Source organism: Niveispirillum fermenti (assembly GCF_048066175.1).
Taxonomy (GTDB): Bacteria; Pseudomonadota; Alphaproteobacteria; order Azospirillales; family Azospirillaceae; genus Niveispirillum; species Niveispirillum fermenti.
On record NZ_JBLTXA010000020.1, the window covers coordinates 1 to 21,159 of the forward strand.

Sequence of the window (21,159 nt, forward strand, 5' to 3'; positions counted from 1 at the left end):
GCTTCAATGAGGCCCCGGCCTTTCAGCCGGGGAAGGCAAGCAAGCCGCTCGTAACGAGTTTGCCAGATTGCGCGCTTCAATGAGGCCCCGGCCTTTCAGCCGGGGAAGGCACGCAGGCCGGCACCGACAGCGACAAGCAGGCGATCATGCTTCAATGAGGCCCCGGCCTTTCAGCCGGGGAAGGAGCATGCGCACCAGTTCTCCCCATCCCGCGTCAGCGATGCTTCAATGAGGCCCCGGCCTTTCAGCCGGGGAAGGTAGCCCCCCCCTGCCCTGACCAGCGTCCCTGCTAAATGAGCTTCAATGAGGCCCCGGCCTTTCAGCCGGGGAAGGGATCGTGACAGCGGTCACGGTGACGTTACGGATTGGAGCTTCAATGAGGCCCCGGCCTTTCAGCCGGGGAAGGCATGGGGCCTTCCGGTAATTTCGGCACGCGACCGCTGGCTTCAATGAGGCCCCGGCCTTTCAGCCGGGGAAGGTCCAGCGGCGCGTGGTCATTCTGCGGCACCTACGGCGCTTCAATGAGGCCCCGGCCTTTCAGCCGGGGAAGGTGGCGCAGCCATATTCGCGCCACATGCACTCGAGTTGCTTCAATGAGGCCCCGGCCTTTCAGCCGGGGAAGGTGGGAAAGGGGATGTCGCTCTTCATGGCGTATGAATGTGGCTTCAATGAGGCCCCGGCCTTTCAGCCGGGGAAGGGATGGAAATCAACGTTCTCCGCCCCCATCGCGCGGGCCAGCTTCAATGAGGCCCCGGCCTTTCAGCCGGGGAAGGGTCGCGCAGCCCCACTTCCACCACCACGGCCGGTTCGCCAGCTTCAATGAGGCCCCGGCCTTTCAGCCGGGGAAGGTTAAATATCCGGAGCGCTCTCGCGGCCTCTTGATCGAAGCTTCAATGAGGCCCCGGCCTTTCAGCCGGGGAAGGTCGCACCTGCTGCGCGAAAGGCGTCCGGCGCCCATCCTGCTTCAATGAGGCCCCGGCCTTTCAGCCGGGGAAGGCGGGGGGGGTGGGTAAATACCTACAGCTTCGAAGGCCGCTTCAATGAGGCCCCGGCCTTTCAGCCGGGGAAGGCGTCATCAGCGTCAAGAGTGCCTTTTGCAGTTTTGCCGCTTCAATGAGGCCCCGGCCTTTCAGCCGGGGAAGGCCCAGACTGGAACGGACACGACACGGGCAATCACGCCTGCGCTTCAATGAGGCCCCGGCCTTTCAGCCGGGGAAGGGCCGTGTTCGACCACATCAAGTCAACACGCGAAAGGCCAGCTTCAATGAGGCCCCGGCCTTTCAGCCGGGGAAGGAGTCTTACCGACGCCTGCGGGGCCGATTGCGAATACGCTTCAATGAGGCCCCGGCCTTTCAGCCGGGGAAGGCCACGCTGACCACGCTGACCACGCTGACCACGCTGACGCTTCAATGAGGCCCCGGCCTTTCAGCCGGGGAAGGGTGGGTAAATTACTCATAGTCACCTCATCGGACACGCGCTTCAATGAGGCCCCGGCCTTTCAGCCGGGGAAGGTTGCTTCAACGATGGCCTTTCTGGCGTAATCGAACGCTACGTGCTTCAATGAGGCCCCGGCCTTTCAGCCGGGGAAGGCTTTTCGGAAAATTGCTTACCGGACGGATGTACAAGCGCTTCAATGAGGCCCCGGCCTTTCAGCCGGGGAAGGATCCCGCTCTGGAACCGGTTGTAAGATAACAAGAAATGGCCGGGTTTGCGAGCGGGTCTGTGCGGGCGGGGCTTTGGGGTGCCAAACCCGCCTTGACAAATATGCACAATGTCCAAGAACCATTGCAATCCCAAGCACTTAGGCCCTTGCGAGCGGGTCCCAGGTTTTGGCGGGTACAGAGCCGCTCGCGCCTGCGACCGGCAGAGCCCCTCAAATCACCCTGGCTTGCCGTTCGATTGCCTTGAAGCTTTTGCCCAGGCTTTCGACCCGCAGATCCACGTCGTCGGCGGGGCCGATGTCGAGGATCAGAATGTGATCCTCCGATGCCTTGATCTCACGGTCAAGGCGCATGGCTAGAGCCGCGCGGCGGCGGGCGGTCAGGCGGCATTGAAAGACGGACAGTTGCAGCCAGTCGCCATAGGCCTCCATCACCTTGAAAATCTGCCGCCAGCGTTTGGGATCGGCAATGTCATAGGTGACGATATAGAGCCGTTCATGGTGGCGGGACATGGCGGCAGCCTTTCCTGTGGCCGGGTCAGCGGGGCACGTAATGCGGATAGGTCGGCACCTCGCTGCGCAGATACCTTGCCAGCAGGCGGGCCTGCACATGCAGCATGCGGCGCATGGAAATCTGATAGCCAAAGGCGGGGTGCGTTGCCTCCTGGTCCAATCGCCGCTCGAACGCGCGGATCAGGGTGCGCCGACCGTCGGGCGTGAGGTTACAGCCGGGACCGAGGGTGACAAAGTCACGCGGGCCCAGTTCCCCCTGGTTCAATACGGTCAGCACGGCGCTGTCAGCCAGGATGGGGCGCAGAGGTTCCATCATATCCAGCGCCAGTGAAGGGCGGCCCGGTCGTTCGGTGTGATAGAAGCCCACCCAGGGGTCCAGCCCCGCCACCTCCAGTGCCGTAGAAATGGCGCGGGTCAACAAGGCATAGCACAAGGACAGGCAGGCATTGATCGGGTCCGCCGGGGGACGGCGCGACCGCCGTTCAAACCCGAATTCTGGCAGGGATGCTGCTTTCTCGTTCAGCAGTTTGGGCCAGGCGCGGAAATAGATTGCCGCTCCCTCGCCCTCGGTTCCCAGCAGCTCGGCCATATCACGCACCTGCGGCAGTTTCGCCGACAGATGGCGCAACCGCTCCAGCACGGGTTCCCGCTCCGCCTCACCCCCGCGCCAATTGCGGCGCAGCAGGGTGCGCTGGTTCTTCAGCTTGGCATCGACCAGGGTGCGGGCAAAGGCCAGTCGGCGCGCCTCATCCTCGCGCAATCGGTATTGGGCCATCCGTGCCCCGGCACTGCGCGGCCCGCGCCCGCCCGTAGTGCCCATGTACCAGAAGCCGCTGCTCATCCAGGCCACCGGCACCTCGGCCTTCATCAGGGCGTGCAGCGCCGGGGTGGACAGGTTGACAGGGCCGGCCAGCACAAGCTCCGATACCTCACCAATGGCGACCCGCACCTCTTCCTCCTTGTCCCGAAAGCCCTCGTCACGTTCCTTGTCGGCGGGCCGTGCCGCAGGGGCCTTGATCACCAGCACCTCGCCTTCCTTGCCGATGCGCGCGCCCGGCTGCTGCACATAAAGCGGCAGGGCACCGTCAACCGATGGCGGGGGCGTGCGCGGCACGCCGCCCGTGCGGAACAGGTTCACCTCATCCGGCAGACAGATGGGCAGTAGCGAACAGCGGTTGCATTTCCTGGAGTTTTCCAGCGGCGGCGGGATGCGCCGGGTGGACGCCGCCAGCCGCAGGGAGGCGGCGGCCGCCGCTGTCTGTGCCCGTAACTCCGCATCGAACCGCACCGGCACCCGTTCCCGGCTGCCAGCGAACCACAGGAAACCATCGCCGACGCGATAGCCATTATCCTCCAGGATCAGGGCCTGCGCGCAAAGCTGTACCCGTTCTGGGTCATAGGCGCCGGTCTCCACATGCGGGCGCTTGCCTTTCTTATAATCGACCGGGGTAACGATGCCGTCATCGCTCTCCAGCAGGTCGAGCTTGGCGACCAGACCCAGCCGTTCGGATGCCAGCTCCACCGACCGGGTGGTGAACGGGCGGCTATCCTCTGTCACGTCTTCCGGTGCGGGCAGGGAAGGACGGGCGGCATCGACGAGGGCATGCACGCGCCGCCCCTCCTCCGTATCGCCACTGTCGGCCCATTCCCCCTCCACCCATTCCAGATAGGCAAGGCGGGGACAATAAACCCATTCATTGATCATCCGCGCGGGCACCAGCACATCATCAATCCCCGCAGCCGGGGCGGGAAGGGCCAGCGAAAGCTGTACCGCGCGTGGGGTTGGTGCCGGGTCGGGCAAAATGGATTCCGTACCGTCTTCCACCATTATCCTCGCTTCGATCTGGTCACTGGAAGGAGAGGTAGCGAGCTTGTCAAACCAACAGCGGCCCATATCGCTTTGTTGGCCGTGCATCGGGAAAGTGCGGCATCCACCAATCAAGTATGTTGCCCAGCCTAGGCACGCTGTGTTGATCGAGGTGGTATCGATAACTGTCTCTTCTCATTACGTAATATACGCAGACCCGATAAAGATAATAACAATCGACCCCAATGTTTATTGTTGGTTTCCATGGAAGGGGGCTTTGGGAGTGTTGATCGGTTGACCTCGGATAAAGAGCAGCCAGGAAACTCTCCGCCATCAGAAGCGGCTTGTCGGTACCGGTCCGGTGGCTGGAATGAATCCAAGTCCGCCTCCAACCTGGCTGCATTTCGTAACATCGACGGAAGAAGCTGTTGGCTTCTGCCATCTCATCCAGGCTGAGCGGGCGTACCGTGTCACGGGCGAAGGCCAGGATCGCGTCGATCAATTCAACCGCGCCCGGGGGGCTGGCCGTATTGGCGCGAGCTTCCGCCAATGCCTGGCGCATCAGGAAATGCAGGAAAAGGATGGCTTGTTCGGGAAATTCGGTTAGGCCCTGCATTGGCAGCAGGCAGGTGACCTGTTCTGGTTGGCCAGCGGCCAGCCTTTGGCAGGCGATGGTCAGCCGTCGCCGCCAATATGGTTCTGATGGGGGGGCTGGTTGATCGCTCACGGCAGCGCCGTCCATCCGCGCCTGCCGGGATTGACCAGAGCTGCAAGCGCCGGCGGTTCCAGCACTTCCACCTTGTCGCCCCAACTATAAAGATGCCAAGCCATCTCCAGATTGCTGCCGGCACGGAAACGCACGATCAGGCTGCCATCCTTCTGCCATTCCAGCGATTGGGACGGATGGAAGACGAAATCGGCAGCCACGGTCGCCGCTTCCGGGGCGAAGCGCCAGACCACGTCGAACGGCTTCTCCTGGAATAGCCCGAAGGAACGGGCGGCAAAGGCCTGCAGGTCGAATCCGGCGTCGCGGGCGAAGGACGCCGTTTCCAGGCGCACCTCCCGGATACCGGGCAGGCTGAACAGGGCGAAATCATTGGCCTTGGGGTTTTCATGCCAGGCGACCAGATAATGCCGGTGGCCATGCAGGAAACCATAGGGATGCACCAGCCGGTCCTTGGTCTTGCCGGTGTTGCGGTTGTAATAGCGGATGGTGACCTTGCGGCAGGCCTTGATGGCGGTTCGCAGTTCCCCCACCAGGGCCGGGTCGATGCGGGGACGGGGCCCCGGTCGCATGGCCAGTCCCTCCGCCTCCAGCGTTGCCTCCAGGTCGGGTTCAATCCGCCGGACGGCGTCCGGGCGCATCACCGCCTTCAACTTGCCAGACAGGGTGCGCAGCGTTTCCGCCTCTGCCGGACGGTTCTGTTCCACCATCAGCCGCATGGCGATGTCCAACGCCGCCAACTCGTCGGCATTGATGCCGGCGAGGCCGTTCAAGGTGCCCTTGGGCAGATGCCAGCGTTTGCATCGGTCTGCGCCCTGGGTTTCCTCCATCTGCGGAAAGGTCTGGAGCAGGGCGTCGCGCAGACGCATGGCGGTGCGCCGCCCCACCCCACACCGTTCCCCGATTTCTTCCAGCGATAATCCCTCACGGGTGCCCTGCATTTCCAGGGCGAGCCGGAACAGGAGATGAGCCTTTTCATGCCGCATGACCGGGAAGGTGCCTCGCGCTGGGGTGGGATAGTGGCCGCAAATTCAAATTAGATAGTGTAGAGGCATAATGTATTTCAATTCAAAACAGTAACAATCACATTGTCCTTGATGACGAAATCAACGCCATTGATGGTCACCCTTGTGGCACCGGCCTGCATGGCCTGGCGCACGGTGGGGGTGAGCAGGGCGGATTCCATGGTCTTCAGGTCGATCTCCAAAACCCGTTCCAGATAGCGCAGCAGCGCATGGGCGCTGACCGTGGGTTCCGGTCGCGCCACCCGTCGTTTGGCCAGCGCCTGACGGGTGCGGTTCAACTCATCCGCCACAAGTTGTCGATCCCGCTTCAAAGCCTGGATGTTATGGTCGATCCGTTCCAGTTGGGATGTCAGACGGCAGATGGCGTCCTCCAACTCCGCGCCGGTGCTGTCCGCCCATTGTTTCGACATGCCATCCCCCAACCAGTACGCCACAGGTGACAGCAGGATGGTGGCGATCGGTGACAGAAGCGGTCATCTGGACGGGAAGAGCCCGACTGGTGGGTGACCGCTTCTGTCATGGGCGTTGCCCCGATTATTGCTGGTCGGAAAAAAAGGGCATAGCCATCAGGTAGGTGTCACGGGGCTCACGTCTTTGGATTGCTACGAAACACTCAACCCTGAGACTGCTTCAATGTAGCCTCGGTCTGACGACCGAGGAAGAATGCCGGCTTGAGACGGATCATCCAGAGCCCCGTGACGTCTGAGGTATAGCGTGTCTTGGCAGGTGATGCAAACGTTCCTTTAGTATGAGGATAGATTGCTTGGAATTATGTGATACGGATCTTCAAAAAAATCTTGACAGGCGTATTCTCTCGATGTAGCTGGGTAAGGTAGTTGGCGGGGGGTCACGACCCCCGCCAACTATATCCCAGGCTTCCCTGGGCGCAGTGCACTGCACTTGGCATGATGTTTCATGTTCGGGCGCGCGTCAAGGGGGGCATCACCCAAATGTGGAGAGCCACATGCGTCACCCCAAAATGTCCCATCGCGCTGAACTAACCCAGGAAAATGCTACCCAGGCATGGTTGATGTATCATGCGGGGCGGTATCTACACGAAATTGCCGGATGCTTCGGCTGTAACTCCCGGAAGGTGTGGGAGATTCTACACCAACTGAAGTTCCCTGATAGCCGCCAGCGCGCTGCTGAAATTCTCGGCGTGTTGCCGGACATGCCGGCCCGTCGGCCGAATCCCCGCGCAAAGTCACAATGATGCTGAAGCGACGGGTCGGGCGAGTCCCGACCCGTCGCTTGTTCATGCCATCATCTCGGCGATGTGACCGATTCAGGCACATCGCCGATATACCATCAGCGAGTTATAAACAGATGCCTTGTTCTCTGAAAGCGGGATGAAGCATAAATTTCATCCGGCAATGAATTGTGTTTCATTTCCCTACACGCCTCTGAAGATCCGCCCAGAAGGAGCAGTTGGACATGGACTTTCCCTCGCTTTCCCAAATGGTTGCCGGTAATGCGGCGCTGCGGCGGCGGCAGGTTCTGCAGCCGGTTGGCGGTCGCGGGGACAAGATTTTCCCGCCGACATATCCTGGCGAAGGCCGCAATGCCCCACCGCGCCACGTCCATGAAGTGCGGCGGATCGACGGCAAGGATGTCGATTGCGTGCTGGTGGACAGTGTGCAGTCCCAGGCCAACCGGCTGGAAGAGGCACTGCTGGACGCCGTGCGCGACGGGGTGCGCATCCCGCATCTGCTGGTGGATTTCAGCGGGGAAGGGCTGGCCGGGCTGACCCAGATCACCTCGCTGGACGCGCCGCACCGCGTCTATGACGCCATCCTGCGTGATAGTCTGTTGGAGGGGCAGCCCTTCATGAAAAGCCCGCTGGGCGAGGCGCTGGCCAAGGCCAAGATCGGCGACGCGACGGCGGTGCTGGAAGCCTCCCCCACCGCCCTGCTGTTCGGTGCCTGGCATTCCACCGGCGATGGCGGCGGCATCGGCGCCAAGTTCGCCCGCTGTCTGGTGTCGGAAATCAGCGCCATCGGCGTTTCAGTGGAAGAATTCGTGGCCGACAAGCGCACGGGTGAACTGGAAGTGCGGACCGCCGGTCGGCGTACTGGCAGCCGCATCGATCCCCTGGGTGTGCTGCGCAAGGTGGAGGTGTTCAAGGGGGCCGCCGGGTGGGACACCGACAAGTCCAGGGCCGGCAAGGGGGCCAAGCAGGTGCGCCCGTCGGAGATCAACCATGGCAATATTGCCCCGTCGGTCATGCCGCTGGGCATCACCTGCGACTATGCCGAACATATGATGGTGTTGAGCTTCGCGGCCCTGCGCCGGTTGCGTTTCGGCTCGCCCACCCGCGATGCGGCGGGGCGGGGGCTGCTGGCGGCGTTGGGCCTGCTGGCCGTGGCGGAACAGGATGTGCAGGGTTATGCCCTGCGGTCGCGCTGCGATCTGGTCTGTGACGGTCGGGCGCCGCTGCAACTGGTCAAGCCCGATGGGGCGGTTGCCGATATCGCTCTGGACCGGGCGGGGGCCCGTGCGCTTTTCGCACAGGCATTGGTGGCGGCCACCCAGGCCGGCTTCACTTTCCCCGCCGGTCCCATCCGCCTGACGCCGCAGCCGAAGCTGGTGGAGATCGTCCGGCGCAGCCAGGAACTGGCGCTGGCCGGCGAGGGCGGGGAAGAGGGCGACGAAAACGGGGATGCGTGATGACCCTGGTTCTGGAGATCGAGCATCTGACCGGTATCGCCTTCTCCGCCCAGGGGCCGGCCAGCGACCAGCCAGACTGGCCGCCGCAGCCCGACCGCATCTTCTCTGCTCTGGTTGCCGCCTGGGCGGCACGGGGGGAGCGGGCGGAGGAGGCCGCGGCGCTGCGATGGCTGGAAGCGCAGCCGGTGCCGCGCCTGCTGGCATCGGACCATGCGGTTCGCCATGCCCCTGTCAGCTTCGTGCCGCCCAACGACGCGCAGACCGGCAAGTCTGGCGACCGCAAGGTGATGCCGGCCTTCCGCGCCCGCCAGCCGCGCCGCTTCCCGGCTGCCCGGCCGCATGATCCCACCCTGCGTCTGTTCTGGCCCGATGCCTGCCCCGATGCGGCGACGATGCGGGCCTTGCAGGGGGTGGCCGGCGACACCGCCTATATCGGTCATTCCGCCAGTCTGACCCGCTGTCATTTCCGCCACGTACCGGCTGACAATGTGCCGGAGAACGCTGGTTGGCCCGGACGGCGGGTCTATCCGGGTCGTTTCAATGAACTACGGCAGCGTTTTGAAAGCGGTCAGCGGCCGCTGCGGGGCTTTGACGTATTGCCGCCCCCGGCGATGCCCAAGCCGGTTGCCGCCAGCCCGTTCGCCGAGCGCTGGCTGATCCTGGACCATATCGATGGCACCATGCCGGATATCAGGGCGGCGGCGCTGGTGGCCAAGGCCATCCGCGATACGCTGATGAGCGGGTACAGGCAGATCGGCTTGGGTGATCAAATTCCTGGCATCGTCAGCGGCCATCAGTCCGACGGCGCTCCCTTGGCTGGTCCGCACATCGCCATCGTGCCGCTTTCTTTCACGGGATATCTCCATGCCGACGGGCATGTGCTGGGCTATGCGATCATCCCGCCACGCGGCAGCAACCTGGTCGCTGACGTGGATTTCCGCAGCGCGTTGCGCAAAGTGACTGAACTGCGGGAGGAAGGGAAACGCCTGCTTCGCTTGCACCGTTTCGGTCTTGATCTCGCCCTGGCCGGAGAGGCGGATGGGCTGCGTCGGTCGCTGGACCCGCAGGAATATACAAGGCCGTCACGGACCTTTGCCACGGTGACGCCGATCGTGCTTAACCGGCATTTGAAGCACAAGGGCGAAGAGCGACAGCAGGAAATCATCGGCCAGATCATGGCCGCCTGTCATCATGTCGGCCTGCCGGCACCGGATATCGTGGTGCCCGACCGGCATTCCGCTGTTGAGGGCGCTTATTCGGTGCCGGCACCGGGAGCGTCCGCCACCGTGCCGCGTTGGCATCTGCCGGGTGCCCTGGCCCACCGCCAATTGACCCATGCCGTGCTGCGTTTCCCCGAAGAGGTGAGCGGGCCGGTCATCCTGGGGGCTGGGCGCTTTGCCGGGCTGGGCCTGTGCTGTCCGCTGGATGAGAAGAAGGAGCGGCGGTAATGAGCGCGCTGGCGTCAGACGATTTCACCGCCTTCTTTGCGGAAGTGAACGGCCATCCGCCCTTTCCCTGGCAACAAAGATTGCTGACCGAACTGGCAGCCAGTGGCTGCTGGCCCGATTGTCTGGGCCTGCCCACCGGCAGCGGCAAGACGGCCTGTCTGGATATCGCCCTGTTCCATCTGGCGCTGGAGGCGGGGAAGCCGGCGGGGCGACAGGCGCCGGTGCGCATTGCCTTCGTTGTTGACCGGCGTCTCGTGGTGGATGATGCCTTTGAACGGGCCAAGCGTCTGGCCGATGCCCTTGCGGCCCCTGCCGGCCCGGTCACCGCCAGCGTTGCCGACCGGCTACGCCTGTTGTCCGGCGATGCTCCTCCGCTGCTGGCGCGGCGTCTGCGCGGCGGCATCCCACGGGAGGATGATTGGGCCCGCACACCAGCCCAGCCGACCATCCTTTGTTCGACGGTCGATCAGGTCGGTTCCCGCCTGCTGTTTCGCGGCTATGGCGTGACGGATCGTGCCAAGCCGATCCATGCCGGCCTGTTGGGTGCGGATTGCTTGATTCTGCTGGACGAAGCGCATCTGGCCGAACCGTTTCGGCAAACCCTTGGTTGGGTCGGACAATATCGTCATCGTCTTAACCATCACACACCCTGGGCCCTGTCCGTTCTGTCCGCAACGCCCCGGGCTGACGGGGCGGTGGCACCCTTCGGTTTGAACGAGGATGATTGGGCTAACCGGGAACTGGCAAAGCGGCTGACTGCCGCCAAGCCGGCCCGTCTGGAGGGGGGCAAGGATGCGCTGACGGAGACGCAGCGGGCCGAAGCGATGGCCGTGCAGGCACAGCGGATGCTGGACGCCTTGTGCGCGGACGGCATCGCCCAGCCGGCCCTGGGCGTTGTCGTCAACCGCGTGGACCGCGCCCGCCGCGTCTTCAAGGCGCTGGAAGGGGTGGCGGCGGATCGCCTGCTGCTGATCGGCCCATCCCGCAGTGTCGACCGTGAAGATCTGGTGCGCATGCTGGATCGGGTCAGGACGGGGCGGGAGCGCGATGCGACGGCACCCCTGCTGATCGTCGCCACGCAATGTATCGAAGCCGGCGTCGATATTGATCTGGACGGGCTGGTCACGGAACTGGCGCCGCTGGACGCGCTGCGCCAGCGTTTCGGCCGGCTCAACCGTGGCGGCCGACCGATCCCGGCCCAAGGCGTGATCCTGGCTACCAAGCAGGAGCTGTCCGCCCGCTATGATGACCCGGTCTATGGCGGGGCCCTGCGTCCAACCTGGGATTGGCTGACCGCTTTGCCATCAGTCGATTTTGGTATTCACACGATGGCGGCGACCTTGCGGGATGTCCCGCCGCCTGCGCCGGCCCTGTCATCCCAGCCCGATGCGCCAGTGTTGATGCCAGCCCTTCTCGACCTGTTCAGCCAGACTTGGCCGGTTCCGTCACCAACCCCGGAAACATCACTGTTCCTGCATGGGCCGAAACATCAACCGGACGGTGTTACCCTTGTCTGGCGTGGCGATGTGACGCCGGGCTTCCCGAATGATGCGCAGATGTGCCGTCTGCTTACCCTGGTGCCGCCACGCGCGGGAGAGGCCGTGTTACTGCCGGTCTGGACAGTGCGCCGCTGGCTGCAGGGGCAGAGCACCGATGCCCTGGCCGACATTCCGGCACCAGCACCAGAAGATGAGGAGGGGCAGAAGGACCGCCGCGTCTTCCGCTGGCGCGGCGGCGAAGATGAAGCATCCCGCTGGATCGCAGCCCGTGAGATTTGCCCCGGTGATACAGTCATCGTGCCCGCCGCCTATGGCGGCCTGGACAATCAATATGGGTGGGACCCCGGCAATCAAGACCCTGTGAGGGATGTCGCCCGCAAGGCTGCGCATGATTTTGCCGGGCGGCGCTTTGCGGTTCGGGTGGCGCCCGGACTGATCCCGCCTGACAAGGATGGGGAAGACCTGTTGGCCGCGCTGGCGGCCCTGGAAGGGGAACGCGACCCGAAGCGGCTTTGTGCGACCCTGGCCCCTTATGATGGGGCTGACGATGTGAGGTGGCTGCATGACAGGCTGGGCGGCCGGAAACTTGATCCGATCTGGGATGTCTATGGCAGGGATACGGCGGGGCGGCCCTTGGGCCTGGTGCTGTTGGCCCCCGCAGGCGTAATGACGGCACCGGATACCGCCGGGGCAACTGCCGTCACCGAGGATGATCTGGCAGGCTCGCTTTCGGGCTTTCCGCTGCTGCTGCAAACCCATAGCGAGGATGTGGCTGGCTTTGCAGCGGATTTCGCCAAGCGCGCCGGGCTGGCACCAGCGCGGGTCCAGGATCTGCGGCTGGCGGGATACCTCCATGATGCTGGCAAGTGCGATCCGCGTTTTCAGGAATGGCTGGCCGCCGGCGATCCGCTGGGGGCGGATCCTGACCATGTGCTGGCCAAATCTGCCCGCAAGCTGCCGCCAGACGCCAAGGAGAAGGCGGGGCTGCCACAGGGATGGCGGCACGAGGTGCTGTCGGTGCGGCTGGCAGCCTGTTCCCACCTTCTGGCGGAACGGCGGAGCGAGGGGGGCGATCCCGACCTCATCCTTTGGCTGATCGGTACCCATCATGGTTTCGGTCGGCCGTTCTTTGCCCATGTCGATCCGCGACCACGGACCGATCTGCTGCCGGTTCCAGCGCTGTGGGACACGGCGCCGACGGCAGCCGGACCGGAGGCGCTGGATTTCGATCATGACGGTGTGGACTGGCACGGTCTGTTCGACCGGTTGAAGCAGCGTTACGGCCCCTGGGGTCTGGCCCATATGGAAGCGATCCTCCGTCTGGCCGATCACCGGGCGTCCGAGTTTGCGGCCAAGAAAGGGGTGGCATAGTGGAAAACGGGACGACACAGGCCACCAGCGCCCACCGGCTGACGGGGCTGGAACCCGATAATCTGCTGGCCTTCCTGGCTTTGCTGGGCCTTCTACGGGCGCTGGAAGCGGTTGACGGGGATGGAGACCGGCTGCGACCGCGCCTGTCCTGGAGCCTGGATGAACCACCCCTGCGCCCGGTGCTGCATTTGGCGAAAGCCCAGACCACGGGGGAGGTGGTGGCACGGGCGGCAGACGGTGTGGCGCTGCTGGCCAAGGCTCATCATTTCGATGGGCGCAAAGACCTGAACTACAGCGAAGGCGAAGCGCGCGCTTTGCTGAAAAGCGCCACCGATGATGCTGCGCGAGTGTTCTTGCTGTCAGCTTTGCTGTCCGACGCTGCTGTGAAGGAGGCGAAGGGGGCAACAGCGGAGCCGCTGATCGACCCAACGCCGCTCTGCCTGCTGTTTGGCCAGGGGCACCAGCATTTTCTGGACCGGCTGGCCAGCGTGCCGGCGCAACCCGCCCCGCCACCGCGCGGCCGGGGGCGCAGCGCCGTCACCTTGACCGCCGAGGATTGTCTGGCCGAAGCCTTGTTTAGCCCCTGGCATCGAACTGATCCGACCTTCTCCTTCCGCTGGGATCCAGAAGAGGATGTGCGTTATGCGCTGATGGCCGGCAACCCGACTGATTCTGCCTATAAGGCTGGCACGCAGCATGGGGCAAACCGTCTGGCGGCCATCGGGCTGGCTGTTCTGACCTTGGCACCGGAGGTCCGGGCCGGGCGGGTACGTGCCGCGATCCCTGGAGGTCACTGGGATCGCCAGGGTTTTTCGCTGGCTTGGCCGATCTGGCACCCACCGGCCAGTCTGGCGGCCATCCGCAGTCTGTTGGGCCATCCGGGCTTGCGCAAACCCGAACAGTTCACTGTAATGGGAATTGACGGTTGTATGATGGCGCGGCGGGTTTCGGTCGGAAAATTCATGAACTTCACCCGCGCCGATTTTATCAAGGGCAAGGCTGCCGGCGAATGAATTCCATGCGCCGTTTCGGCACCTTGTACCGCCTATGAGGGAACGCATTTTTAAATCGCTTTATCGCATCATCCTGAAAACCCGCATGTCGAGTTTTTATACCAACTTGCGATGAGTAGAACTCATCGCAAGTTGGTCCGGCGGCGACTGCCGCCGCGCCGCTCGTGCGGCGCAGCCAAGCCAACGAATGTTGGCGCCGGCAATTGAGGGCGGTGACCAGAACCAACAGGTTCTGATCACCGCAAAATAGTATTATGTGCTATCCTCTAGGGCCGGCCCGCTTACCGTCGGGCAAGTTTGGCTTCCACCTGGACCAGCACGCTGCTCACCTCTTCCCGTCGCCCGGCGTCGGCAATTTCGCGGCCCGGGCGCGGCGTGGCGGCCAGGGCATGGGTCAGGACGTCGCGTGCTTTAGCGTATTCCCCCTGGCGGAAAAGGAAGTCACCGTAGAAATAATTGGGATCGAGACCGTCTGGATTCTGAGCCAGGGCTTTTTCAAGATAGATCCTGGCCTTCTTGTCATTGCCGAAGCCGATGGGGAAGCCCGGCACCTGATAATAGAGGCTGCCCAGGGAGGTGCTGACGGAACCGTCCAGTGCTGCGGGGTCGATCTGTTCGGCAGCCTCCAGTTTGGCCCTCGCCTCTTTCACCAGTGAAAGCGCGCCCATGCCGCCCTTGAGGCCGGCTTCGGTGGACAGGATGATTGCTTCCCAAACCAAGGGCTCGGCTTTGCCAGGATAGGTGGTCGTCAAAGATCTGGCGGTGACGGCCAGGGCCTCCATGGCCCGCTGCTGCGCTTCCTCGCCCTTCACCTCATATTTCGCGTGGGCCCAGCCGGTCTGCAGGTCCGCGATGCGGGCATCCATGACCGAATCTGCGGATGCCAATGCCGGCATCGTGAACAGCAGGGCCAGGCTGGCTGCGGCCAGTTTCTTTTCAATGCGCATTGGGTTCCTCCTGAATGAAAGGGGTGTTTGGCGTGAACAGGCTGGCGGCCTTGGTATCGTTGCCGGACAGGGCGCGGTCGATCAGCCTGGGGAACAGGGCGATGCCGGCCTGCGTCGACAGATCGGCCCGGATGTGCCGGCCCGGCGCCTCGCCGCGCCCAGGGTTGTGACCTGCGCCCCTCTGTGGCGCAGCAAGCCGACCAGGGCCGATCCGATGCCACCGGCCCCGCCGGTGACCAGGACCGTGCGTCCCTCCAGCCCTCGCTCAAGCGACATGGCGCACCTCCGTGCCGGCGGTCGCGGTCGGCCGATTGTGGGTGATGGCCAGGAACAGACCGGCGAAAAGGCCGAAAATGCGGTTTGCCATGGCGATGATCGCTTGCCGGTCGCGAACATCCTCCACCCGGTTCATCAGGTCGCGGAAGAATTCCATATGCTGGATGTCCAGCGCCCCGTGGCTGTTGAGGTAGGTGAAGCAGCTCTTCGGCAAGTTCAATGCCTTGGCCACGGCTTCCGCCCCATCAGGCCGCGCAACAGTTCAGGGACCAGGATGATGCTGCTGGCCCGCAACGCCGACAATGCCGACAGGAGCCTGATGAAATCCGGCTGGAACGGCTGGTCCACGCCCAGCAAGGTCGGGGCCTCTACCAAGTAATGGCCCCCCGCCAGCTGGGTGCCGTAAAGTCCGGCCACATTCTCCAGCAGAACCGGCAACGGCAGGATGGCGAGATGCCTGCCGGCGCGCTCCGCTCCGATCACGGTTACCAGCGAACATGCAACCTGTTCCAAGCCACAGGCCGACAGGCAGACGCCCTTGGATGCGCCGGTGGTTCCCGATGTGTAGGTGATCTTGGCCGTCTCGGCCGGCAACGGCACGGGGGCATGGTCCAGACGGTGCAGATACAGGATCTGCATCCCGATACGCAGAAGCTCGCCTCCTGTTTCCGCCCGATCCGTCACCAGCCAGCCGGCGCCGGCATCGGTCAGGGCGTGACGCCGCTGAACCTGTGTGAAGAAGCTGGGCAGGGGCAGGCTGATCTGGCCCAGCATCAGCAGCGCCAGATCCAGCACGGCCCACGCGGCGGAGTTCGTCACTTCCACGGCCACAGGGCGGGAGTCGGTGCCGATCCGTTCGCGCAGTTCAGCAGCGAGGTGGTCCACCGCACCGGCAAGGGCCCCATAGGTCCAGTCATTGATGGCGGGCCGCTGCGGATCCTGCATGCGAATGGCGGAGAGAATACGGCTCATCTTGTCACCTCCGCCGCCGCGATGGCGGGATGCAGACGGGGAAAGGTGGGGCGGGTTGGCAATTCCCGATGACCTTCACCGGTCAGGAATCGGTCCAGGCAGACGGCGCCGAAGGCGACGTCGCCACACACGACGCGCGGATCTGCGGCGTAATAGCTGCCCCAATCTGCGGCGGCGGGGCCCATCCGTTCGGGTCTGGCCTGGCACAGTTCCATCGCGTCGAACCCGATCCTGCGGAACAGGCGACGCAAGGATCGGGTGGCTGTGACCACCGCCTTCTCGAACCCGCACCCGTGCAGATAGGCGGCGAGCGCCATGAACAGCAGATAGGAGGCGCCCGGTTCCACCGCTGCAAGATTGCCGATCTCCACGATGCGGGATCGGGCCACAGTGCCAAGGATCATCGCCTCCACTGGCCGGTCGAGATAGGTTTCGAGGAACAGCGGCGCCTCACCCGCCGGTCGGAATCCGACGCCGGCCAGGATGCGATCCTCGGTATCGCGCAGGCTCATCAGCATGGGGTGTGTCACGGCGATATGGCCGCCGTAGGTGCTGGCATAGGTGTCGCGGATCATCCCCTCCACCCGCTGCCGCTCGGGGGCGAAATGATGGGTTATGGCCACCACGGCTGGCCGGCAGCGGGTCAGGCCGGCCACCCGTCCAGCATCGAACCGCAGGTACCCGTTCCGACCAGCTGTCCGAACCGCATGACAGCGATTTCCACGAGGGCCATTTGAACCTGTCGGGGCATCTGCCCTTCGCAGACCTGCACAGCACAACGGCCTTCGTGCGGCACGAATTGGATACGTTCTATGATGCCAGCAGCGCCGTACCGGGCCTTGCCGGCTTGCCTGCCCGGCCAGCACTGTTTCAGGAAGGGCTTCTGTCCCGATTATGGACGCACGAGACCCGCCTGACCGGTGCCGCCGGGCCTGTGGACACGGAAGGCCGTGATAGCATCGACTGGCTGGCCGGGCTCTATGTGTCGCGACAGGTGTCCCGTTCCGAACGGACCCTGTTTCCCGTTGATGATGCCGGCCTGGCTCTGTGGCGACGGAATCGTGATGACGAGGTGAGGGAAGGGGCTTTGTTCGGGGAGGTTTCCTGGCGGTTCCGCCCTGACTGGACCCTGACGGTGGGCGGCCGTGTCTTCCACATCGCCCAGGAGGTGGATGCGGCGGCTACCGCTCCCGTCACCGACCAGGCGGAAACCGAAGGCTATGCGCGCGAAACGGATGCCATGCCGAAGGTTGCGCTGGCCTGGCAACCTGAAGGTGTCATCACGCTTTATGCGCAGATGGCGGAAGGGTACCGGCCCGGCGGCATCGATATTGAAGAGTCTGGAGGTTCCGGTGTCGGCGACTACCGCACCGCGCGCTTCGCTACGGACGAGCTTTGGAATTACGAGTTAGGTATGAAGCTGTCATTGTGGCAGGGCCAGGTTCAACCTGGATGCGGCGCTGTTCCATGCTCGCTGGCGTAATGTACAGACCGATCAATTGCGGGCGGATGGATTGACTTTCACGACGAATGCTGGCGACGGCAGCAACACAGGGCTGGAGGTCAGCCCCCGCCTGCATCTGGGACCTTGGCGCCTGGAGGCCACCTTGACGCTGAGCGATCCGGAATTGACCAAGCTCCATCCGGGGTTTCCTGCCGTACCTGAAGGCGGACTGCCGGGTGCGGCCCATATCAGTGGCGGTGCCAGCCTTTCATGGCGGGGCCCCCTGATCGACGGGGTCGACCTGCTGGCGGCATTGGATTACAGCCACGCTGGTCGCACCCACCTGACCTTTACCAAGGGCATCAGCCAAGGGCCGGTCGATCTGCTGAATGGGCGACTGGTATTTGATATCGCCGACAGCTTGTCGGTGGGGCTGTCGGTGGGCAACATGTTGGATACAGCCGCCAACCAGTTCGCCTATGGCAACCCATTCACCCTCTCCGGTGGCCCGCAGACGACCCCGCCCCGCCCCAGGACAGTGCGGTTGAGCTTCGGATGGTCGGGATAGGCGGCCGCAGGTTCTCGGGTTATGCGCGTTGATATCCCCCGGGCATGACCCGATGTGGCCCGCTGTGAAGCGGTGCTACTACGCCGGGTCGAGCGCGATGACCGGGGCGGGATACTTCGGTTCCTGGCTGCGGATACAGACGTTGAATGGCTGATGATCGATGCGATCATCGTGCGTGCCCATCACCATGGATCGGGCGGATTTGTGTTTGGCGACTGAATCCTAAACCCAATCAATGGCTTATGCTGCACCCGCCAACCAGCAGGACGCACCCGGTGCATAATCCGGGCTAGCAAAGCATGCACAATGGCACCTGTTGCAGAAATTATCTTCCTATGCCCGAAGCTTCCGCCGTCCCGCAAGCAGGAGGAGGCTCAGGGCTGACCCTGTGTCGTCAGCGTCAGTCCCTCACCTACGTTATAGATGACGGTATATCGGCGCCGCTTGCTCCCAATCTCGTCGCCGGTCACCGCCTCTCCACACCAGTGGTCAGCCGATGCGGGCCTCAACAGGATCACGGACAGCGCCTCCCAGCGTCTTCGCCCCGCCTCGGGCAGGGTGGACTTGAGGGCGCCTGCCAGCCCTTCCTCTTCGGGCGGACAAATCAAGGGCCGGGGCGAGCGGCATTCGGACTCCTCCACCGGGTCCCAGCCCTCTGGCAAATCCGGGTGCAGCAGGAGGGACAGCCATTGCGGCCGTCCGTCGACGATACCGGCCAGGCCGACCATATGGCTGTCGATAAGGCGTGTCCGCGGCTCTCCTGCCGGATCATCGGCGACCCCGGCATGGGCGTGCCATTCCGTCAGCAGGTCGGCACGGAACGACAGCCGCGCCTGCCGGCCCTGCTGCCGTTCCGCCGCAGCCTTGCCGTCAGCCGTCTCATGGCTGGCCATCAGGCACGGCGGGGCGGCCGGTGGTTCGGCATAAACCGCTTCCAGAAGCGGGCGCAGATCGCGAGCCGGGACGATATGATCGCTACCGGGCGGATTTCCGGGAATCGTCGATGGGGCCAGGAGATGGTGCGCCGTCAGCCAGAGGCGCGCATCGTCGGGATAGATGTAGGCGGCGCGCGGAAACTTGCGGGCATACCAATGTTTTGAAGGGGCCGAGACGGGGGGCGTGTGCAGCAGGACCGGGCTGTCGGGGCGCTGATCCACCCCATCACCGGCCAAAGCGCCATCGATCGTGCGGGCATGGCGGCGGCGGCGGCCCAGGCGTTGGATCACGGCGTCGGCGGGGGCCAGGTCAATGACCATCTCGTCGGCGTCCAGGTCCAGGCTCTGCTCCGCAGCCTGGGTGGTGACCAACAGGCGGCCGCGCCGTTCATCCGGAACCGCCTGTTTGCCGAAGAAGCGCATCAGCGCCACCTCTGCCGCGGCGCGATCCGCCGGCAGGAACCGGGCATGGTAAAGCATGGGGGGTGCCAGCCCCTCCGCCCTTGCCGCCTCCGCATGGCGCTTCCAGGCTGTCACGGCATCGCCGACATTGTTGCGGAACCAGATGACCGACCGGCCCTGGCGCTGCCAGTCCTGGATGGCCGCGTCCACGGACGCCTCATCCTCCACGCCTTCGAAACGTACCGGGCGTGTACCCGGCCCCGGCACGGGGTCCAGCGGGTGTTGGGCGATGCCCTGCTGGCTGACCAGGGTCAGCAGCGGATAGGCACCGGGCCGGGTGCGTTCCGTCATGGCGGCGATGTCGGCCCAGCCGGCACCTTCGGCATAGGCGCGGATCAGGGCGTTGCGGATGCGGGTGGGCAGCGTGGCCGACATCAGGACGGCCGGGTCTCCCATCCGCCCATGCCAGCGCAGCAGCGCCTCCAGCAGGGGCTGCATGTAATGGTCATAGGCATGCACCTCGTCCACCAGCAGCAGCTTGCGCCACAGGCCGGCCAGCCGCAGCGTGGCGTGACGCGCGCGCAGGGCGCCAGCCAGCGCCTGATCGACGGTCCCTACCCCCAGTTCCGCCAGCAATGCCCGGCGGGAGGAGCGGGCGAACCAGGCCGATGCCACCCCTTCTCCCTCCTCCAATCCGGCGCGGGTGGCGGCAAAGCGGAAGGTACGGTGGCGATGGCGGCGGCTATGGGCCAGCACCACCTGCGGCGTGCCGGTCAGCAACTGTGCCGCGAAGGGGACGGCACCATCGACCGCGAACTTGCGGTCATAGGCGGCGTCGGCCGTGGCCATGGTGGGCAGGCCGACATAGGTGCCATCCGTCCGGCCCAGTGCCGTCAGCCGCTGGGTGATCAGGTCCCCGGCCTCCGTCTTGCCCGATCCGGGCAGATCCTCCACCAGCACCAGCAGCGGCCCGTCGGGCAGGGCCCGGGCCGTGAACAGCCGGTCGACCAATGCCTGCAACGGCGTGGGCGCGGGCGCCGATCCGCCCTGGCCCAGGGCGGCGAACATCTGCGCGAAGGACAAGGGTGGGCGCGGCGTCAACTGCCGGAACAGGGCCGGCTGCACCTCGTCCAGCACATCCGCGGCGCCGGGCAGGGCGTGGAGCCGGTAATAATCGGCCAGATCCATCGCGCCCTCGCGATAGGCAAAGCGTTCCGACGACCCCAACCAGTCGCAGAGTGTGAACAGGCCGTTCAACAAGGGGGACAGCCGGTCCAGCCCCACCGGATCGGGCGTGCCTTGCGTCCAGCCGAACAGCGCCGCCATGGCGGCGACCAGTTCCTTGGCAGCGTCGAGATCGTCGGGGGCCAGCACCCCCTCACGTTCCAGACGGCGCGGATCGAAGCCGCGCGACGGCGGGCTGCCATGATGGCCCGTGGCGATGGCACAGAGCAGGTCCAGTCCGTCGCGGGGCATGTCCGCCAGCGGCAGGCCCAGCGCCGCCAGACCCGACGGCCCCAGCCTGTCCAGCAGGATCATCTGCCCGACGGCATCATGGGGCCAGTTGGCCGGCTTTCGTGACGGCGGGACACGACCCAGACGGCGCAGGATGTCCGGCCGCTTCACCTGAAAAGCCGCCGAGACCTTGCCGATATCATGCAGGGCCAGCAGCACCAGCAGCATGGCCCGCGTATCGGCCAGGCTCATCGACAGGCCGGCGGCGATGAAATCCAGCAACGCCGGCCGCCGCGCCAGCCCGACATCCAGCACCGCTGCCACATCCAGGCAATGGTACGGGAGCGGGTGGTGGCTGTCCTTGCCGGCCTTGGCCCATCGATCCATGACCAAGTTCACCTTTGGTATCGAACTGGGTTGATCGAAATCATGA

The 21,159-nt window shown here is 64.5% G+C and carries 16 protein-coding genes and 1 CRISPR repeat array; of the genes, 6 read left to right on the top strand and 10 right to left on the bottom strand.

The genetic code is table 11. The features are described from left to right. Window positions 1–1,663: a CRISPR direct-repeat array (repeat unit 36 nt; unit sequence GCTTCAATGAGGCCCCGGCCTTTCAGCCGGGGAAGG). Between the two features lie 210 nt (window positions 1,664–1,873). The 5 genes from cas2 to ACM9LZ_RS17465 form a co-directional block, all read right to left on the bottom strand. Further along, entirely contained in the window at window positions 1,874–2,173 is a 300-nt protein-coding gene (cas2, locus tag ACM9LZ_RS17445) for a CRISPR-associated endonuclease Cas2 (RefSeq protein WP_416620781.1), read from the bottom strand. Window positions 2,174–2,198: 25 nt separating this feature from the next. After that, window positions 2,199–3,974, bottom strand: a complete 1,776-nt coding sequence (cas4g/cas1g, locus tag ACM9LZ_RS17450; RefSeq protein WP_416620782.1) for a CRISPR-associated endonuclease Cas4g/Cas1g — start codon at window positions 3,972–3,974, stop codon at window positions 2,199–2,201. 73 nt (window positions 3,975–4,047) lie between these two features. Beyond that, on the bottom strand, window positions 4,048–4,707 hold the full coding sequence (locus ACM9LZ_RS17455; RefSeq protein ID WP_416620783.1) for a hypothetical protein: 660 nt from the start codon (window positions 4,705–4,707) through the stop codon (window positions 4,048–4,050). Then, entirely contained in the window at window positions 4,704–5,690 is a 987-nt protein-coding gene (locus tag ACM9LZ_RS17460) for a helix-turn-helix transcriptional regulator (RefSeq protein WP_416620784.1), read from the bottom strand. Before ACM9LZ_RS17460 ends, ACM9LZ_RS17455 begins: the two co-directional genes overlap by 4 nt. A gap of 77 nt (window positions 5,691–5,767) precedes the next feature. Continuing rightward, complete coding sequence (locus ACM9LZ_RS17465) at window positions 5,768–6,139, bottom strand: hypothetical protein (RefSeq protein ID WP_416620785.1); 372 nt, start codon at window positions 6,137–6,139, stop codon at window positions 5,768–5,770. Window positions 6,140–7,163: 1,024 nt separating this feature from the next. On the opposite strand from ACM9LZ_RS17465, the gene cas7g reads away from it, so the two are divergent. Genes cas7g through ACM9LZ_RS17485 form a run of 4 tightly spaced genes read left to right on the top strand, consistent with a single transcriptional unit; the run spans window position 7,164 to window position 13,727 of the window. Continuing rightward, entirely contained in the window at window positions 7,164–8,396 is a 1,233-nt protein-coding gene (gene cas7g / locus ACM9LZ_RS17470) for a type I-G CRISPR-associated RAMP protein Csb1/Cas7g (protein ID WP_416620786.1), read from the top strand. Next, window positions 8,396–9,844, top strand: coding sequence for a type I-G CRISPR-associated protein Csb2 (gene csb2 / locus ACM9LZ_RS17475; RefSeq protein WP_416620787.1), 1,449 nt, complete (start codon window positions 8,396–8,398; stop codon window positions 9,842–9,844). Before cas7g ends, csb2 begins: the two co-directional genes overlap by 1 nt. Continuing rightward, window positions 9,844–12,714, top strand: a complete 2,871-nt coding sequence (gene cas3g / locus ACM9LZ_RS17480) for a type I-G CRISPR-associated helicase/endonuclease Cas3g (protein WP_416620788.1) — start codon at window positions 9,844–9,846, stop codon at window positions 12,712–12,714. The genes csb2 and cas3g overlap by 1 nt, the downstream gene beginning before the upstream one ends. Next, the gene (locus tag ACM9LZ_RS17485) at window positions 12,714–13,727 is read left to right on the top strand and encodes a type I-G CRISPR-associated protein, Cas3-extension family (protein ID WP_445376627.1); all 1,014 of its coding nucleotides are present in this window, start codon (window positions 12,714–12,716) and stop codon (window positions 13,725–13,727) included. Before cas3g ends, ACM9LZ_RS17485 begins: the two co-directional genes overlap by 1 nt. 281 nt (window positions 13,728–14,008) lie before the next feature. Here the strand turns inward: ACM9LZ_RS17485 and ACM9LZ_RS17490 are convergent, their stop codons facing one another. From ACM9LZ_RS17490 to ACM9LZ_RS17505, 4 genes are all read right to left on the bottom strand, one after another. Then, complete coding sequence (locus ACM9LZ_RS17490; RefSeq protein WP_416620790.1) at window positions 14,009–14,674, bottom strand: tetratricopeptide repeat protein; 666 nt, start codon at window positions 14,672–14,674, stop codon at window positions 14,009–14,011. Between the two features lie 265 nt (window positions 14,675–14,939). Further along, entirely contained in the window at window positions 14,940–15,164 is a 225-nt protein-coding gene (locus ACM9LZ_RS17495; RefSeq protein ID WP_416620791.1) for a hypothetical protein, read from the bottom strand. A 2-nt stretch (window positions 15,165–15,166) separates the two neighbouring features. Continuing rightward, window positions 15,167–15,922 (bottom strand): AMP-binding protein, encoded by a 756-nt coding sequence (locus ACM9LZ_RS17500; protein WP_416620792.1) that lies wholly within the window; start codon window positions 15,920–15,922, stop codon window positions 15,167–15,169. Next, window positions 15,919–16,578 carry a thermostable hemolysin gene (locus ACM9LZ_RS17505; protein ID WP_416620793.1) on the bottom strand — a complete coding sequence of 220 codons (660 nt, stop codon included), beginning with the start codon at window positions 16,576–16,578 and terminating at the stop codon, window positions 15,919–15,921. The genes ACM9LZ_RS17500 and ACM9LZ_RS17505 overlap by 4 nt, the downstream gene beginning before the upstream one ends. Here ACM9LZ_RS17505 and ACM9LZ_RS17510 point away from each other — a divergent pair. Continuing rightward, a complete protein-coding gene (locus tag ACM9LZ_RS17510) occupies window positions 16,551–17,405 on the top strand; it encodes a TonB-dependent receptor domain-containing protein (protein WP_416620849.1) in 855 nt (284 codons plus the stop codon). The genes ACM9LZ_RS17505 and ACM9LZ_RS17510 overlap by 28 nt on opposite strands. Window positions 17,406–17,421: 16 nt before the next feature. Further along, window positions 17,422–17,934, top strand: a complete 513-nt coding sequence (locus ACM9LZ_RS17515) for a TonB-dependent receptor (RefSeq protein WP_416620794.1) — start codon at window positions 17,422–17,424, stop codon at window positions 17,932–17,934. A 374-nt stretch (window positions 17,935–18,308) separates the two neighbouring features. Here ACM9LZ_RS17515 and cas3 read toward each other — a convergent pair whose 3' ends face one another. Further along, the gene (gene cas3, locus ACM9LZ_RS17520) at window positions 18,309–21,113 is read right to left on the bottom strand and encodes a CRISPR-associated helicase Cas3' (protein ID WP_416620795.1); all 2,805 of its coding nucleotides are present in this window, start codon (window positions 21,111–21,113) and stop codon (window positions 18,309–18,311) included. Window positions 21,114–21,159 lie beyond the last annotated feature (46 nt).

Bases quoted from the DNA above. Each gene is read 5' to 3' on its own strand.
- cas3g (WP_416620788.1), top strand. From the start codon at position 9,844: ATGAGCGCGCTGGCGTCAGACGATTTCACCGCCTTCTTTGCGGAAGTG.
- cas3 (WP_416620795.1), bottom strand. From the start codon at position 21,113: ATGGATCGATGGGCCAAGGCCGGCAAGGACAGCCACCACCCGCTCCCG.
- ACM9LZ_RS17465 (WP_416620785.1), bottom strand. From the start codon at position 6,139: ATGTCGAAACAATGGGCGGACAGCACCGGCGCGGAGTTGGAGGACGCC.
- ACM9LZ_RS17490 (WP_416620790.1), bottom strand. From the start codon at position 14,674: ATGCGCATTGAAAAGAAACTGGCCGCAGCCAGCCTGGCCCTGCTGTTC.
- cas7g (WP_416620786.1), top strand. From the start codon at position 7,164: ATGGACTTTCCCTCGCTTTCCCAAATGGTTGCCGGTAATGCGGCGCTG.
- csb2 (WP_416620787.1), top strand. From the start codon at position 8,396: ATGACCCTGGTTCTGGAGATCGAGCATCTGACCGGTATCGCCTTCTCC.
- ACM9LZ_RS17460 (WP_416620784.1), bottom strand. From the start codon at position 5,690: ATGCGGCATGAAAAGGCTCATCTCCTGTTCCGGCTCGCCCTGGAAATG.
- ACM9LZ_RS17500 (WP_416620792.1), bottom strand. From the start codon at position 15,922: ATGAGCCGTATTCTCTCCGCCATTCGCATGCAGGATCCGCAGCGGCCC.
- cas2 (WP_416620781.1), bottom strand. From the start codon at position 2,173: ATGTCCCGCCACCATGAACGGCTCTATATCGTCACCTATGACATTGCC.